Source organism: Armatimonadota bacterium (genome assembly GCA_029907255.1).
Taxonomy (GTDB): Bacteria; Armatimonadota; UBA5829; order DTJY01; family DTJY01; genus JAIMAU01.
Map to the genome: position 1 here is coordinate 56,922 of JARYMF010000005.1, position 15,534 is coordinate 72,455.

General features: G+C 47.1%; 15 protein-coding genes. 5 read left to right on the forward strand and 10 right to left on the reverse strand.

The window, feature by feature from the left end; genetic code table 11:
• Positions 1-47 precede the first annotated feature (47 nt).
• Positions 48-440, reverse strand: a complete 393-nt coding sequence (locus QHH26_05505) for a hypothetical protein (protein ID MDH7481421.1) — start codon at positions 438-440, stop codon at positions 48-50.
• Between the two features lie 282 nt (positions 441-722).
• Here QHH26_05505 and QHH26_05510 point away from each other — a divergent pair, with 282 nt between their 5' ends.
• Positions 723-1,658, forward strand: a complete 936-nt coding sequence (locus tag QHH26_05510; GenBank protein ID MDH7481422.1) for an inositol monophosphatase family protein — start codon at positions 723-725, stop codon at positions 1,656-1,658.
• Positions 1,651-3,252, forward strand: a complete 1,602-nt coding sequence (locus tag QHH26_05515) for an NEW3 domain-containing protein (GenBank protein ID MDH7481423.1) — start codon at positions 1,651-1,653, stop codon at positions 3,250-3,252. The genes QHH26_05510 and QHH26_05515 overlap by 8 nt, the downstream gene beginning before the upstream one ends.
• Positions 3,253-3,395: 143 nt before the next feature.
• Here QHH26_05515 and QHH26_05520 read toward each other — a convergent pair whose 3' ends face one another.
• The 7 genes from QHH26_05520 to rpmE form a co-directional block, all read right to left on the reverse strand.
• A complete protein-coding gene (locus QHH26_05520) occupies positions 3,396-3,596 on the reverse strand; it encodes a cold shock domain-containing protein (protein ID MDH7481424.1) in 201 nt (66 codons plus the stop codon).
• A gap of 115 nt (positions 3,597-3,711) precedes the next feature.
• Positions 3,712-5,718, reverse strand: a complete 2,007-nt coding sequence (locus QHH26_05525) for a hypothetical protein (protein MDH7481425.1) — start codon at positions 5,716-5,718, stop codon at positions 3,712-3,714.
• A gap of 165 nt (positions 5,719-5,883) precedes the next feature.
• Positions 5,884-6,519, reverse strand: a complete 636-nt coding sequence (locus QHH26_05530; GenBank protein MDH7481426.1) for an L-threonylcarbamoyladenylate synthase — start codon at positions 6,517-6,519, stop codon at positions 5,884-5,886.
• Positions 6,494-7,384, reverse strand: coding sequence for a peptide chain release factor N(5)-glutamine methyltransferase (prmC, locus tag QHH26_05535; GenBank protein ID MDH7481427.1), 891 nt, complete (start codon positions 7,382-7,384; stop codon positions 6,494-6,496). The genes QHH26_05530 and prmC overlap by 26 nt, the downstream gene beginning before the upstream one ends.
• A 4-nt stretch (positions 7,385-7,388) precedes the next feature.
• Positions 7,389-8,465, reverse strand: coding sequence for a peptide chain release factor 1 (prfA, locus tag QHH26_05540; protein ID MDH7481428.1), 1,077 nt, complete (start codon positions 8,463-8,465; stop codon positions 7,389-7,391).
• Positions 8,466-8,500: 35 nt separating this feature from the next.
• Positions 8,501-9,544 (reverse strand): DUF1385 domain-containing protein, encoded by a 1,044-nt coding sequence (locus tag QHH26_05545; protein MDH7481429.1) that lies wholly within the window; start codon positions 9,542-9,544, stop codon positions 8,501-8,503.
• A 4-nt stretch (positions 9,545-9,548) separates the two neighbouring features.
• Complete coding sequence (rpmE, locus tag QHH26_05550) at positions 9,549-9,791, reverse strand: 50S ribosomal protein L31 (GenBank protein MDH7481430.1); 243 nt, start codon at positions 9,789-9,791, stop codon at positions 9,549-9,551.
• A gap of 242 nt (positions 9,792-10,033) precedes the next feature.
• On the opposite strand from rpmE, the gene QHH26_05555 reads away from it, so the two are divergent.
• The 3 genes from QHH26_05555 (at position 10,034) to QHH26_05565 (ending at position 13,313) form a co-directional block, all read left to right on the forward strand.
• Complete coding sequence (locus QHH26_05555; GenBank protein ID MDH7481431.1) at positions 10,034-11,074, forward strand: threonine aldolase family protein; 1,041 nt, start codon at positions 10,034-10,036, stop codon at positions 11,072-11,074.
• 54 nt (positions 11,075-11,128) lie between these two features.
• The gene (locus tag QHH26_05560; protein ID MDH7481432.1) at positions 11,129-11,872 is read left to right on the forward strand and encodes a VIT1/CCC1 transporter family protein; all 744 of its coding nucleotides are present in this window, start codon (positions 11,129-11,131) and stop codon (positions 11,870-11,872) included.
• Between the two features lie 193 nt (positions 11,873-12,065).
• A complete protein-coding gene (locus tag QHH26_05565) occupies positions 12,066-13,313 on the forward strand; it encodes a hypothetical protein (protein MDH7481433.1) in 1,248 nt (415 codons plus the stop codon).
• A 44-nt stretch (positions 13,314-13,357) separates the two neighbouring features.
• On the opposite strand, the gene QHH26_05570 is transcribed toward QHH26_05565, so the two are convergent.
• Both QHH26_05570 and QHH26_05575 read right to left on the reverse strand, forming a co-directional pair.
• Positions 13,358-14,293, reverse strand: a complete 936-nt coding sequence (locus tag QHH26_05570) for a sugar kinase (protein ID MDH7481434.1) — start codon at positions 14,291-14,293, stop codon at positions 13,358-13,360.
• Positions 14,286-15,278: an ROK family protein gene (locus QHH26_05575; protein MDH7481435.1), complete on the reverse strand. Its 993-nt coding sequence runs from the start codon at positions 15,276-15,278 to the stop codon at positions 14,286-14,288. The genes QHH26_05570 and QHH26_05575 overlap by 8 nt, the downstream gene beginning before the upstream one ends.
• Positions 15,279-15,534 lie beyond the last annotated feature (256 nt).

The following is a 15,534-nucleotide window of genomic DNA, read 5'->3' on the forward strand; positions in this document are numbered from 1 at the left end:
CCCACGTCAGCTATGCTTTGCAAACACTTATGAAGATATAAGAAAACTCAGTGAAGACGGAATGCAGATGCCTGTAAAACTGTGAACAATGCCGAGAGTAATATCAGAAAGACGGCATTGCCTGCATCTAATATTCGCCGTCCTTGCTCATCCCGGCGGGCAAACATGATTAGTATAAGCATGCCAATTTGGCCACTAGGAAAGAGGAGGAAAACAGTCCACGAGGGAATGGTGTTATATGGAGTAGCCGAGCCTGCCCAACCTGATGGTATCTGTTCGGGAAGGCGAGGGTAAACGATAACTGCCATCACCATTTGAGCGATGAAACCGAGTATAATGGCAATTAGCGATGCAAGAAAACCTGCATATGTCCGCTTTGGCTCTTTTATCGGTTTTGATTGATTTTGAAGTTTTTGTTGATTCTTCTTTTGCTTCGCCATGGTCTCCCTGGATGTTGAACTTTTTTCATTAGTAAATTAATTATACACTTTATGGTCTCCTTCTGCGAATGTCAATTATTCGAATATTGCAGAGCGCGGTAACTGCATATTTTCCTAGATGTTACGGCTACTTTTTCTGCCCGACGCTGAGGAAAAATAAACCTAGAAACTCCAACACATAATGCGCCACTAAGTTGACGGCCGAGAGATTGAACCTATATACTTTGCATGTAATTGAATCTTGCTAGTTCAGCGCTTGGAATGCCGCGGAGATTGTAATCTATGGAACTACCGAAAACGTTGGTCGAGCTTGCATATGCTATCCGCGCAACAGTACGACCCCATATCGGCTTGCAAACATCGAGGTTGGTAAAAGGGAAGTCAGTTAGTGGCGACGAGGCATTTGAAATAGATAAAATTGCAGAACAAGCCATAGACGACTTCATCCGAAAGCACGAGCTTCAGGTCGCATATTATTCAGAAGACCGTGGGCTAGTGAAGTTTGGAAAACCTGAATATGTCTTAATCATCGACCCAATTGACGGCACTCGCCCAGCAATGGCAGGTTTCGAAAGTTGCGTCGTTTCCATCGCGCTTGCTCCATGTTCAGAGGATATTCGCCTCTCTGACGTTGTTTTTGGCTGTATTCTCGAGATTAAAAATGACCGATTATTCACAGCTAGTCGAAAGGGCTTTGCAAGCATTCGTGAAGGCGAGCGTGAACTACCGGTGACGCTTTCGGCAAATGAGGAGTTAGACAAGATGGCTTGGACCTTTGAACTTGCAGGTCGGCCAATCGAACTGGTGACTGATGTCCTATCGCCGCTAATAGACAAATCCTCCCTAAGAGGCGGAGTCTTCGTTTTTAGCAGCACTGCATACTCTCTAACACGACTTCTAACAGGTCAGTTGAGCGCAGTAGTAGACGTAGGAAACCGAATTTTCCGTGATTTCCCAGAGACACGCAATCGTTTCATCCAAGCCGGAATGGGAACCGTAATGGGTTTATTCCCTTATGACATCGCAGCAGCGGTGTTAATTGCTGAAACTGCTGGCTGCACCGTAACAGATGCTTATGGAAACAAACTCGACGATACTTTGCTATTGAACGCTTCTGAGTCAAATATTCGCAGTTGCATTGCCACATCGAACCCTCGGCTGCATGAACTTATACTTTCCACCATTGAATCACGAATGGAGGAACTCTCAATTGCATAGACAAAAGACACTCGGAATCTTAATTTTAGTGGCTCTAGCCATAGTCACTTGCTCTTCCGTCCACTCATCCGAATCACAACAACCTATCTACGAATTAAAGGACTATGGCGGTGGGCACTTACTGACCCATTTCAACTCAAAACCAAGCAAGATTACCTTGCCACGCATTTGCAATAATCCCCTGGTATTTGAGTTGGGTCGTGAGAATAAACACCTAAAGGAAATTCAAGCTCAGACCACAAAATCAAGCATTACTTTCCTCGCAAAACCCCTCACGAATTATGAAATAATAGAGGCTTCTGACTTCATTAATAACGTAATTCGCTCATTATGTGCTCAAGACCCCTCTGGCTTGAGCTATAAAAAGAAGCTTGAGATATTGCGGCAAAAGATAAGTGAGGTCAGCGCGGAGCTTGAGTCGGGTTTCGATGAATCGCTCGCTTATAATAAACGATTGTTGACGGAAGCATATTGCGCCCTTTTGCCCATCAAATTTAACATCAAGATGGATTACCCATCAGAAACTAATGCAGATTATAAGATATTCGCAGGTAGAAAATTCGGGGTAAAGTGCACAATCCATAATTTTGGAAGGGAGAATATAATAAAGCCAAATGTCCGATTGTCAGTGCCAGATGAGTGGACGTGTGAGCTTGATGCATCACCTAGCTTAATAGCCAACCTCAGTCCTGGCAAGTCAGCGGAGTTTACTTATAATATTAAGGCTCCAAGAAATAGCCTCTATCGGCCAAGGGTTTTCCCAATCATTGGGGAACTATCGTTTGAACACAATGGGGCACAAATCAAATTAAATTATCCCTTTGAAGTGCAACTTGTGGATCCATTCACGGCAAGACAAAAAATTGTCAAAGCGACGCCTGAAAAAGTGTTAGCCAAAATCGAGCTTGAAAATGCTTTTCCAAAACAAAGAATGGAAAACGTTACTATTTCGCCATTCCTGCCAGTTAATCTATCGCTAAATCAGGAGAAAAAGACCATCAGCTTTTACCAGAAAGCCAGCTTTTACGTTACATACATCCGTCCGAAAGGCGACGAATTAAGACAACGCTCGACATGGATAAGTATATCCGTAGATGAGCATCCAGTGCGACTCAGGACTGTGGCAGAGGTGGTGCTACCGCTTGGAACAACCTCCGAAGCTCGGGGCTTATGGATGAACAAATGCGACGACGGGCTGAGCGAGCCGAAAATCATTGGGGAAACTCCTTGCCGTCAGACAATGCCTAATCCCCTTAGCCCAACTCGGTACTTATATTTTGGGGTGAGCGACAACATGCCGGTAAGCGGAAAAACTTACATAATCGTTGACTACTATGATGGAACACAAGGGTCATTTTCATTACAATACGACTCTACGGCAAATACTGAACCTTTTAATGGAGCATATAAAGATGCGGGCAAAACCGTCCGGTTAATGGGAAGCGGTATCTGGAAGCGCGAGACATTCGTTCTTGAAGATGCGATGTTCGCAGGGCGGCAGAATTGCAACTCTGACTTCCGGCTCGTAGTGCACGACGGCGACCTAGCCGTGAAACAGATAGCAGTCTCCAAGTTCCCAGTGACCACCGATTAAGGAAGGGGCTGACCAGTAACAGCTAGAAGTAGATACGCTCTGTACGCTGCCAGGACTGTTATTATCGGGAATTCCGACTCAGTATTTGGCCTAACCTTAGCACCTGTACAAAGATCAGCCCTTTAGGATCTTAACAAAGCAACTTAAAGGGGAGAAACGTTAGCTGCTTGCGGTCCCTTCGCACCATCCACGATGTCAAACTGCACAGTTTGCCCCTCGGACAGGCTTTTGTAGCCGTCCATGCTAATTGCGGAGTAGTGAACGAAGACATCCCTGCCTTCCTCGGTTTCGATGAAACCATAACCCTTGGCGTCGTTAAACCATTTTACCTTTCCGACAGGCATATCTCATACCTCCTTGCATCTTGCTGGGCAAGCAACCGCCCAGGGTTAAATAATTTTATCGCATCTCTTTACTTTAGTCAAGTATCTTTAAATCAGAAATTGTAATTTTTTATATTTAAGGCCAAGGAAATTCAGGAGTGGGGGCACCAGTCAAAGCGCTAATAAGGGTCCAAATTACAGCCATGCCGAACTCACCCAGTACCATTCCCAAAACCCAGGGTCTAGCCCTGACATATAGGCGCATTCCACCATAGCGAAGTATCACGGTCTTGATAAGCCATGCAACGAAGCAAGAAAACCAAAAAACAGTCATAGTCCAGGAAATACATAGGGCATAGCCAAGTGGATGAAATGGCCACCAATAGAACATCGCACGCATGTAAGCAAGAAATACGGTGAAAACTACGCCAACAATGAAGAACACAGGCGCCTGCCATGTTCCTGGGATTGAGTTCGCCATGTGGCTCTGATATTCGGAGAACGCCCAAACCGGGTTGCCTTGGTATGTATACCAATACATGGTGAGTGCACCCTTGGAATACGGCAACCACAGCTGGATAATCCCGGCAATTACGAGCGCCGCAAGGATTGCGACGACAAATACTGGGAGGAATGTCCTACGCCGAACATTCGCACCATCGGAAATTTTCAAACCATCGAGGAAGCCGGTTAGCAGTAACCCACGCTGGTCGCGCAGGAATGCTGCGTCAAAGAAAGCAAGCATTGTCATATTTCCGGGGCCTAGTGAATGGACAGGCGCAAACAAACGGTAGAAATCAACAGGCCTAAAGGAGGTTTCAGTCATTAGCATGCCAGCTTCTGCTGTACTCCGTGCCATTACGAGCGCAATTACAAAAATGAAAACGCCAAATTCGAGAAGTGCTATCCAAAACGACATTCCAGCCAAATAAGACCAACCAATGATTAGCGCGAAACTAATTAACAATCCCCAAAAAGCTACTGAGTAAGGCATCACCTCATCGCCGTCGTCCACCTTTCCAGCGCCCATTGCCGCTTGAACAACCTTCTTGAGGTGAGGGATAGCAACATAAATCAGATAGCCCGCTAGAACAACATATGCACCCGCGACTTGGTAGCCCACGAAGAGGTGGGTGCCGTACATCGGCATTCTATACAAATCCATACCAAACGACGCCGCAATAACTCCTTGAATACGTGCAAGAATTGCAAAAACCCAAAGCGCGAAGAGCAAATCCGATGGCAATAGAAAGAAAAAACCAATCGCTGCAAACGAGAAGTATATGGGCGTAAAATACATTTCCGTCCACGGCGGATTCACAAGATATTCGTTTAGAGTCTTATGCAACGGAATTTCAGGCACGTTTGGATACCAATTATGCAAGCCATTAAATCCAAATACCAACACCGGCAGCGCAATTCCGCCCCATAAGAGTTTATTCTTAAGCAATGGCCGCGCCTGATCTTCCTTAACAAGCTCAAGAGGTGGCTGGACGAGTGGGAATGAAAGTTTCTCGTTGTCCACCCACTGCCTTCTAAGAATTGTTGCCAAACAAAGGAATGCAAAAATGACAAGAAGTACAAGGACACCCCAAGCAAGGAATGGCGTAATCCATGCATCCCATGGGACAGCTTCTCCAGCTCTAAGCCGCTCGTAGAAACGCAATGCCACAAACTGTTTTGCTTCACCCTGGGGGTCAAATGGTACAATCCACTTCTTGATATAAGGGTAGAATAGTTCCTGCCACCTATTAGTTGAGTTTGCAAAATAATTTGGAGTAACTAATAAAGGAATAATCTTCTCCATTATGCCACGCGAGGAAATCATCGAGGCAACTAGCATCATACAGTAAATCATCATCAGCTCGCCAGCGGACAAGCCAAATCTACTTCGAAGCCTCTGCATTCCTTTATTGAGCAAAACTATGAAAAAGAAGATACCAATAACAGCAGGCGGCATTTGAAGAAAACCAATTTGGATGCGCATGATGACCAACTCGGCATATGAAACCACAAAACAAGTGGCGGCAACCAACGCAAGGCCAATCATGAGCGCTCGAAAAGATATGCCAATCCGCCCGCTTCGATACTCCGAAACACTGGTATTCGCCTGTTGCCTAATTTCCTTCCGACTTGCTTCCATTACCATGTTTTCTTGCAGACGTAATCCAGGCGCCAATTGTAGAAGGAAATAATCATTCCCTCGACAGAGGCCATAATATCGTGGTTCCTTTCGAAGAGGATACGAATAGAGTATAGCTATTGAACCAGGCGCATGTCAATGGCCAGCTAACGCTAGCATGCTGGTTTACGCTATATATGGTAGGAGCATTTCCCAAGTGATGCTGCCTGCACGAAGTACCCTGGGTGGCGTTTCCGTTACATCAAGGACGGTTGACGAAACTTGGATTTCGGTAGGACCAGCATCAATGACAAGCTCAATCTTTCCTTCTAAATAGGTCAGCACCTGCTCCGCGGTTGTTGGAGGAGGTTCACCGGAAGTATTAGCACTTGGGGCTACGATTGGCGTCCCCGCCTTCTTAATTAAAGCAAGCGCAACCGGGTGGTCTGGAATGCGAATGCCAATCTTGCCCGTTCCAGCAGTTATTAGTTTAGATACACGAGGAGATGCACGCAGTACCAATGTAAGCGGCCCAGGCCAGAAGTGCTCCATAAGCCGCTTCGCTACGTCCGAAATCTCTACAGCAAGCGAAGAAACATCTTCAACAGATGCTATCTGCACCGGCAGCGGATTATTCTTTGGACGCCCCTTGACCTCAAAGACTCGTTCCACTGCCCTCTCATTGAAAGCATCAGCACCTAAGCCGTAGACTGTTTCCGTAGGAAAAGCTACCAGCTCCCCTCGCCTGATTGCCTGAGCCCCTTGGAGAATCACCTGGGGGTCGGGGCTTTCTGGATTAGTTCTTAACACAAGTGTGCGCATTGTATTTACCAATCACTACCCTTTCCACGCCACCCAGGTCGCGCTTTGAGCGTATATGTGTGAATCCTGCCGAAGCTAGTAATGCCTTCACGGCATCTGACTGCCCGCAACCGACCTCCAAAATCAGCAGGCCACCCGGCTCCAAGTATGATGGTGCCTCACAGGCAATTCTCCTGTGGTACTCAAGGCCGTCGGGCCCTCCATCTAGCGCTACCAGTGGCTCGTATCGAAAAATCTCTGGCTGAAGATTTGGAATCTCGTCTGTAGGTATGTACGGCGGGTTTGAAACAATGACACTAAAGGTCAGACCTGCCAATGGCTCGAGAAGGTTTCCAAGCCGAAGTTTGATTCTCTGTGCCAAAGCGTGTTTTTCCACATTTCTGCGTGCAACCTCAAGTGCTTGCTCGTATGAATCCGTACCAAAAACCATCGAATCGGGAACTGACTTTGCCAATGCAATTGCAACTGCACCGCTTCCTACTCCAACCTCGGCGACCATTGGTGACGCAATGCCTCTAAGAGCTGAAAGTGCAGTCTCAACTAGGACTTCGGTTTCCTGCCGAGGAATTAGAACTGCCGGCGTGACCTCAAGGTCAAGTCCATAGAATTCCTTATGGCCAATGATATAAGCAAGCGGGACTCTTTGTTCGCGAAAACGAAGCCAAGACTCAAAATGGCCGACAACTACGCAATCAAGAAGTTCCTCTGGATGGGCAAATAGATATGACCTCGGCACGCCCAATAATTCTGAAAGCATCACCTCGGCATCCAGTAGAGGAGTATCTACCTCGACTTTTTCGAGGACGGCAACGGCTTTGGTGAGGATTTGCTTGATTGTTGGCTTGAAGGTAGTTTTAGTTTGCATTAGCCTAAGCTACTTCTTCTTCACCCTTCAGGCGCTCAGCTTGATCTGCGCTAATTAGCTGGTCTACCATTTCCTGGATGTCGCCATCCATAAAGCTATCAAGCCGATAAATTGTGTAGCCAATTCGGTGGTCTGTTACGCGTCCCTGAGGGAAATTATAAGTGCGAATTTTATCGCTTCTATCTCCGGACCTTACCATGCTCCGCCGCGTTTCGGTAATTTCATTTTGTTGTTCACGAGTCATGCGTTCGAGGAGATGTGCGCGTAGCATGCGCATTGCCTTTTCCTTGTTTTGAAGCTGAGAGCGTTCATCTTGGCAAGTAACTACGATGCCGGTAGGCTTATGGGTGATACGGATGGCAGTTTCGTTCTTTTGAACATTTTGCCCGCCTGCGGAAGAAGACCTGTAGGTTTCTATTTCAAGGTCGTCAGGGTCTATCTCAACTTCAACTTCTTCTGGCTCCGGCAAGACGGCTACGGTCGCTGCTGATGTATGAATGCGTCCGCCACTTTCCGTCTGAGGAACGCGCTGGACGCGGTGAACACCGCCTTCGAACTTAAGCATGCTGTATGCGCCTTTTCCTTCGACCGCCATTATCGCTTCTTTAAAACCACCAATACCAGTTTCATTAGCGCTCAAAAGCTCAGTTTTCCAGTGTTTGCGCTCAGCATACCGAGAATACATGCGAAGCAGGTCGCCTGCAAAAAGCGCAGCTTCCTCGCCACCTGTACCAGCTCGGATTTCAATAATGACGTTTTTCTCGTCATTTGGATCTTTTGGCAGGAGCATGATGCGAAGTTCTTGCTCTAACTGACGCTCTTTCTCTTTGAGCCTATCCAATTCGGCTTGGGCTAGATTGCGCATTTCCTCGTCGAGTTGTTCGCGAAGGAGTTCCTCAGTATCTAGCTTTTCCTGGTGCGTGCGTTTATATTCCCGATACTTAGTCACAATATCGGTGAGGTCAGCGTGCATCTTGGCTATCCGCTGGTACTCCTTTGGATCAGCCAGTAACTGCGGATCACTTAGCTTATCAGTTAGCTCGTCGTATCGTTGTTCTACTTCTTGTAGGCGTTCAAACATGGTCAGCTACACAAACTTTTTCCACAAATTGATTATTAAGCCGCCTGTGGAACCGGAGAGCCAGACTCACGCTCCTTATCCAGGACTGCCTCGAGCGCCTTCAATGCGACCTCAACTTGGTCATCCGAAGGCTGGCGAGTTGTTAGTTTTTGAAGTAGCAAGCCTGGTGCAAGGAAGAAATTAACAACTTTCGAATCCTTATGCCTTCCTGCATATCTTATAGCTTCATATGCCAAGCCTGCAAGAACCGGCAAGAGGGCTAGCCGAGAGATAATTCTAAGATACCAGATATGATGCCAGCCCAGAAATGCAAAAAGAAAAATGCTTAATACTAGCACAAGGAGTATAAAACTTGTTCCGCATCGCTGATGAATTGTTCCATGCTTTGCAAAGTTCTCGGGAGTAAGCTCAAGCCCGGCTTCGAAGGTGTTTATCACTTTGTGCTCCGCGCCGTGATATTCGAATACCCGGCGAATATCCTTCATCAATGAAATAGCAGCCACATAGCCCACGAAAAGCGCAAGGCGGAAAATCCCTTCGGCAAGATTTAGAAGTATACTGCTTTTGATAGTTTTTTCAAGTAAGCCGATAACAATATGTGGGAGGATAACAAACAAGCCTACTCCAAGCCCAAGCCCGAGAACAAGCGTTCCTCCAATAGCGATATCATTTACCGTGCTCTTCTTTTTTAGTTCGCTTTCGCCAGCCGTTCCTACAAGGAACAAGGCGCTCGATAGTACTATGCTTTTCAGTACGCCAAACAGCCCGGCCACTGTTCCTTGTCCTCCCTTTTGTTTCTTGGGATTTGCATTCTCAATGTCCTCCATTGCTACATTTGCAGAATACATAAGCGATTTTATCCCAAGAACCATAGCATCTATAAGCGCTAAAGTGCCGCGGAGGAAAGGTTTGTTTAGCCATTGGAACCTGCGAAGTAAGGATTCCACGCTCTCCTGTTGGACGACTATTTCCCTATTCATCTTGCGGCAGGCGACGGCAAAAAACCGCGGGCTTCGCATCATAACGCCCTCGATAACCGCCTGTCCGCCATATTGAACGTTGTTTTTCTGCTCTGCCAAGGGTTTAGCTCTCTGCCTTTTCCTTCTTCTCTTCTGACTTTTCTTCAGACTTCATGCCGTATTTCTGAAGGAATTTGTCTACCCGACCTTCGGTATCAACGATTTTTTGGCGGCCTGTAAAGAACGGATGGCACACCGAGCAAATCTCAACCCGAATTTCGGGTATCGTTGACCGAGTTTCGAATGTGTGGCCACATGCACAAATCACTTTGCAAGGCCTGTATTCAGGATGTATTCCTTTCTTCAATCTTATCTCCCCTTAAAAAGTTAAACTATCGAAAAAAATCCACCGGGCCGCGGAACCAAGTTCTAAGCCCCGTGGAACGCCGTTATTATAACATATTCCGTCCTTCTTGGCAATGTATTGGTCTCCATGTAAATACCCAAAACATCCAAGAAATACATGCAAGCGGTAATATTGTTTGGAGTTCACCATTTTAGGATGAATGGGGTATACTATGAAGGATGAAATTGCCCGGAGGCGAAAAGATGATTGACTTGATAAGTGATACTGTTACATTACCCACCCCCGAAATGCGAAAGGCAATGGCAGAGGCGGAAGTGGGCGACTCTCAGCGAGGCGAGGACCCAACTGTCAATGCCCTTCAGGACGCCATATGTGAACTTTTGGACAAGGAAGCCGCGCTATTCCTGCCTTCTGCAACTATGGCAAATCAAATTGCCTTCAAAACCCACACCAAACCAGGCGATGAAATAATCATGGATTGGCGCTCGCATGCAATCCAATTTGAAGGCGGCGCCCCAGCGTTTCTTTCCGGCGTATCAATATATCCACTCCACGGCGAACGGGGCATCTTCACCGAGGAAAACGTTCTTGCCGCGCTGAGGCCAGACGACCCCCATGCGCCGAGAAGCAGGCTGGTTTCGGTTGAGCAAACCCAGAACCTTGGCGGCGGGGCAATTTGGCCGTTGGGGAAGTTGATGGCAGTCGCTGACATTGCGCGGCAACATGGCTTATCTGTTCACATGGATGGGTCACGCCTGATGAATGCTGTTGTCGCAAGCGGCATCTCGGCAAAAGAATATGCATACCCAGTAGACTCAGTTACATTATGCTTTTCAAAGGGGCTAGGAGCGCCAGTTGGAGCTGCTCTTGCAGGTGAAAAGGACTTCATTAAGGAAGCGCGCCGCTACCAGCAAGTTTTCGGTGGAGCAATGCGACAAGCCGGGATAATTGCCGCTGGGGCACTCTATGCTCTCCGACACCATGTTGATCGGCTGGCTGAGGACCACGCAAACGCTAAGCTCCTTGCCGAACGCCTAGCGGATGAGGGGATTGATATCAAGCCTGAGGAAGTCGAAACGAATATCCTCTTCTTCCAAACTGACAGCATTGGTATGACTGCTATAGAGTTTACACAAAAAATGCGCGAGCGAGAAGTTCGAATGGGAGCATATAAAGATAACCGCGTCCGTGCAGTAACACATCTAGGAATTACCCGAAAAGAAATTCTGGAAGTTGCAAGAAGAGTCCATGAAATGCTGGTGGACGAAAGACTTGGGCGGTAATTTGAAGTCTTTTGATAATGTTTAATTCTCTCGACAGCGCGGAAGTAGATATGTGTGAGTATAGAAAATGACGCTATGCAGGAAGCTTGTCCACATAAACTTCAGGGTGGCGCAGAGGAAAAGCAAAACCTCAAGAGCGCTATTAGAGAGCTAATATTTGGTGCAGAGGATGGCCTAGTTTCCATTCTCGGCCTTGTAACAGGCGTAGCTGCTGGAACTACAAGCTCGCAGGTGGTTCTACTAGCTGGCACAGCTGGCGCCATCTCAGGGGCAATCTCGATGGCTGCCGGTAATTACCTCGGCGTCAAATCTGAAATTGAAGTCCTCCAACGACAGCTCCACGAGGAAGCCCAGAGTATCAAAGAGCACCCAGAACATGAGCGAGCAGAACTCGTAGAATACTATCGTCAACATGGCATGACGCCTGAAGAACTCAAAGTTTGTGTGTCAGCTGTCACTCGCAACCCAAACTTTTTAATGGAGGAAATGGCAGCTCATGAATATGGAATCTCGCCAAAAGAGCTAAAGAACCCCGCATGGAGGGCATTTTGGATTTTTGCTGCGTATATCTTAGCAGCAATATTTCCGGTTTTGCCGTATGCTTTTTTCCCACATGACTTTGCACTCGTAGTCTCCATTATTGGAACAGTTATAACATTATTTGCCGTAGGTGCTGCAAAAACAATTTATACTCGGCTCAATCCAATAAAGAGCGGGCTCGAAATGCTGGGCATTGCAGCTCTTGCTGGCATAGCAGGTTTCGTGGCTGGTCATTTTACAGCCGCCTATGGTATGTGACCTCGTAGACTCATATCTGCTTCTGATATCAGAAGAAAACTCAACGACCTACTGAAACACTACAGCTATGAGAAGCGTATTATTTTAAAACGACTTCCAAACCACCTAACCCAGTAACCAAGTATGTGATTCCATAGGTGAATAAGGTATAATTTATTTAGGACTTGTTCTGCACAAATAAGGAGGCAATATAATGAAGCGACAACTCCTAACCATTTTGCTTGCAGTTCTCTTGCTATCATGCTGGAATTTGACCATTAGCGAGCGGGCGCATGGCGCAGAGTTCACCACAAAAATCTTCCGGGCTGCCGCAATTGGTCTTGCGGTAGACGCTGCTGCCCCACAGTTGGACAAATTTATTCGTACTGTAACGTTTAACAATGGTGTCCCGGTTGGAACGGCAACGAAAGTCGTGCCCATCCTAAGCGTAGGCGAAAAAGGATATGTTGGTGCCGCGCAAATAGCCGGACCGGATTCTTATGTAAAAAGCACAAAGGCAGTATGGCTTTACGAAGACAACTTCAGCAACAATGAATTTAGACTGAAGGTTTACGTGCCAACAAGCAGTTTGAATCCATTGGAACTCAAACGCACGCAGAAAGTTGGAATTTCTGCAATCATTGATGTTTCGCTTGACGGGCGGTGGAAAGGTCAAACTATCAGTCGCGGCGTAGGGCCCGGCGAAATCCTAAAAGCAGGAGTGGTGGCAATTGCTATTAATGCCGCCGCAGATCCGCTCAACAAGGCAATAAACTCAATTACCAAAGGGCTAGATTCCAACACAAAAGTTGTTCCTATTGCCACTATTGGCGACAAAGCATACATTGGCGGCGTGCAAGTTTCCGGTCCAAGCAAAGAAGTGAAGGCAGTGAAGACTTGCTATCAGTATGAAGAAATCTTCGACGATGGTAAATTCAGAATCAAGATTTTTGTTCCATCGGATTCCACCAGTCCGCTAAAGATAAAGCGTATCGCCGGCGTTGGGGTAACAGCGCTGATTGACACAAGCATAGCCGACCAGCAGAGAATTCGAGAGCGCCAAGCTGACTGGTACAGATTAAAGCCAATATACCACCCTCTTGAGGATGTCCTCGGAAACAGGTTTAGAAGCGATATAATCACCACCGAACGTCATGACCAAGGTCTTCATAAGGGCTGGTACATTGGCAAAGGCAACCTAAGAAAAAGGATAACCGGAATCTGGGTAGACCGCTATCAGGCTCTTGATCCCAAAGACCGTGAAGACTTTGTTGTGTGGTGGAATATTCACTATAAAGATAAACCAGAAGAGCTAGAAGCAAGATGGCGAGAATGGATTAGAACTCGAGAGGAACTGCGCGAGAAAGCCAGATATCGCTTGGAAAACGATGAAGAAAGAGAAAAGGCTAAAGGCAAGAGCAATAACAAAGAAAAAGGTGTTGGCAAAGGCAAAAAGAATTAGGTTGGGTTAAAAAGCGGCCTCTCCCAAGCAAGAGGCCGCTTTTTTTATTGATTGATAGAATGCCAAAATGGGTTCTCCGATCGCTTCCTTAAGAAAGAAAGTGCCTCCATAAGAGTTGGAATCCCTGGCCTACCACCTAGCTTAGTACATTTCATCGCAGCCACAGCGCTTGAGAATTCGACTATCTCGCGGTATGGCCAATCGTTGAGAATTCCGAAGGCAAACGTGCCGTGAAAAACATCGCCAGCCCCTGTTGTATCAATTACATTTACTTTGAACGCTGGCTGGTGAAACGTTCCTTCATTGGTCGCATATACACAGCCGCGCTCTCCAAGGGTTACAACTGAATAACGCCTTCGCCCAGACAGCATAACCTGCGCAGCTTCTTGAGGATCTTTCTTGCCAGTGTATTCTCGCGCAAAACGCTCGGAGGCAATCAAAGCATCTGTGTGTTCCGCAAGTTCCACAGATGCTTCACGAACACTGCCTGCGTCATAAACAACTGGTATGCCTGCCTCATTCGCCAACTTAGCTGCTTTCACAGCGGCCCAAGTGTCGTGGCCATCTGTTAGCAATACACGGCAGGAGGTGAGCACATTGCTGTTAAGTTCTTCTGGCTGTAGAGGCGTAACGCCCGAGCGAGTCCAGAATATTGTCCGCTTTCCCGTATGACGGTTAATCACAATAAAGGCAAACTGAGAACTAGCGCCCTTTTGGATTATGACATGCTCAGTGCAAACTCCTTCTTTTGCAAGCTCGGCTAACATGAATTTTCCAAAGTCATCATCGCCAACTTTGCCAACAAACGCAACCCGTGCTCCAAGTCGTGCAAGTGCAACTGACGCAGTCGCAGCGGGGCCACCTCCTTGCTTGCTGAACTGCAAAAGCTCAATCTTCGTATCTTCCTCAGGATAATGAGGCACAATTCCAAGATAATCCGTTGCACTGTATCCAAGGCAGATTACATCAAACTCAGCCATTTGCATTCTTTTCATCCCATATTAGGCTTGCAGCACCAAGAAGCCCTGCGTTATTTCCTAGCTGTGCTTTCGTTATACGAACTGGGTCCTTCTCACGTCTTAGGCTATGTCTCATTGCAATTTCCCACGCAGGCTGAAGCAGTAGATCGCCCATCTCCGCCACGCTTCCGCCAACAACAACAAGCTCTGGGTTGAAGAGATTGAGCAAACTTACGAATCCCCAGCCGAGATATTCGCCGGCTTCACGGATAACCTCAGTAGCAAATTCATCGCCAGCCAACGCTGATTGCGCCAGGAAAAATGCCCCCATCTTGTGATTTGAGCGAATCATGCGAATAAGCTGGGTGTCCAGCTTTCTCTCTTCTGCTAACGCAAGTGCACTATTCGCCATTGCTGTGCCAGAAGCATATGCCTCTAAGCATCCACGACTTCCGCAGTTGCAAGGCCGGCCATCGCAGTCAATTACCATATGGCCAATTGCCCCTGCAGCACCCATTGCTCCTTGAACAAGCTTACCATCGCAGAATACCCCGCCACCGATGCCAGTACCGATTGTTAAAAGAACAAAATTTCTCGACCCACGAGCAGCCCCAAACATCCACTCGCCTAATGCTGCTGCGCTCGCATCATTAATTACTCGCACAGGAAGACAGAAACGTCCCTCCAGAATACCTTTAATTGGCATACCAACCCAACCCGGAAGAAGAGGCGTGGCTGAGAAAACAACGCCAGTTTCCGGATTGATTTGTCCTCCAGTAGCGACTCCAATGCCTTCGACTCCGGCTGACGATGACGAGACCAATTCAGCAATGAGCTCCGCAACGCGCTCCATGACCGCTTTGCCACCCTCAGCCGCATTCGTAGGCCTCTCCAATAGTCGGATAACGTTGCCCTGCCGAGTAACAAGGCCGCCCGCAATCTTTGTTCCACCAATGTCAATTCCAATGGTAAGCTTGCTCATCTTCCCTTTGTGAGTTAGATTCATGGATTGCTTCTTCCTTCATCCGCAATATCAGACTCGCTACTACTGGCATTGGTTGCTTATAAAAACATTTAAGGAAACACACTAATTAATTCGCTGAGCTCCATAAGCTCTTGAATAAATCGTTGTTCGACTGCATACTTTGCGCTATTATGTTCGATACACTACTTTCACATTTTCTCTCTTTTGGCTAATATGAGGTTGATAGTTTCCTTGGATACTATACCGCTCGATTTCTGCATTCGATTTTTGGAGGAAA

Coding starts and splice junctions, on each gene's coding strand:
- QHH26_05505 (MDH7481421.1), bottom strand. CDS start 440: ATGGCGAAGCAAAAGAAGAATCAACAAAAACTTCAAAATCAATCAAAA.
- QHH26_05510 (MDH7481422.1), top strand. CDS start 723: ATGGAACTACCGAAAACGTTGGTCGAGCTTGCATATGCTATCCGCGCA.
- QHH26_05520 (MDH7481424.1), bottom strand. CDS start 3,596: ATGCCTGTCGGAAAGGTAAAATGGTTTAACGACGCCAAGGGTTATGGT.
- QHH26_05525 (MDH7481425.1), bottom strand. CDS start 5,718: ATGGAAGCAAGTCGGAAGGAAATTAGGCAACAGGCGAATACCAGTGTT.
- QHH26_05530 (MDH7481426.1), bottom strand. CDS start 6,519: ATGCGCACACTTGTGTTAAGAACTAATCCAGAAAGCCCCGACCCCCAG.
- prmC (MDH7481427.1), bottom strand. CDS start 7,384: ATGCAAACTAAAACTACCTTCAAGCCAACAATCAAGCAAATCCTCACC.
- prfA (MDH7481428.1), bottom strand. CDS start 8,465: ATGTTTGAACGCCTACAAGAAGTAGAACAACGATACGACGAGCTAACT.
- QHH26_05555 (MDH7481431.1), top strand. CDS start 10,034: ATGATTGACTTGATAAGTGATACTGTTACATTACCCACCCCCGAAATG.
- QHH26_05565 (MDH7481433.1), top strand. CDS start 12,066: ATGAAGCGACAACTCCTAACCATTTTGCTTGCAGTTCTCTTGCTATCA.
- QHH26_05570 (MDH7481434.1), bottom strand. CDS start 14,293: ATGGCTGAGTTTGATGTAATCTGCCTTGGATACAGTGCAACGGATTAT.
- QHH26_05575 (MDH7481435.1), bottom strand. CDS start 15,278: ATGAATCTAACTCACAAAGGGAAGATGAGCAAGCTTACCATTGGAATT.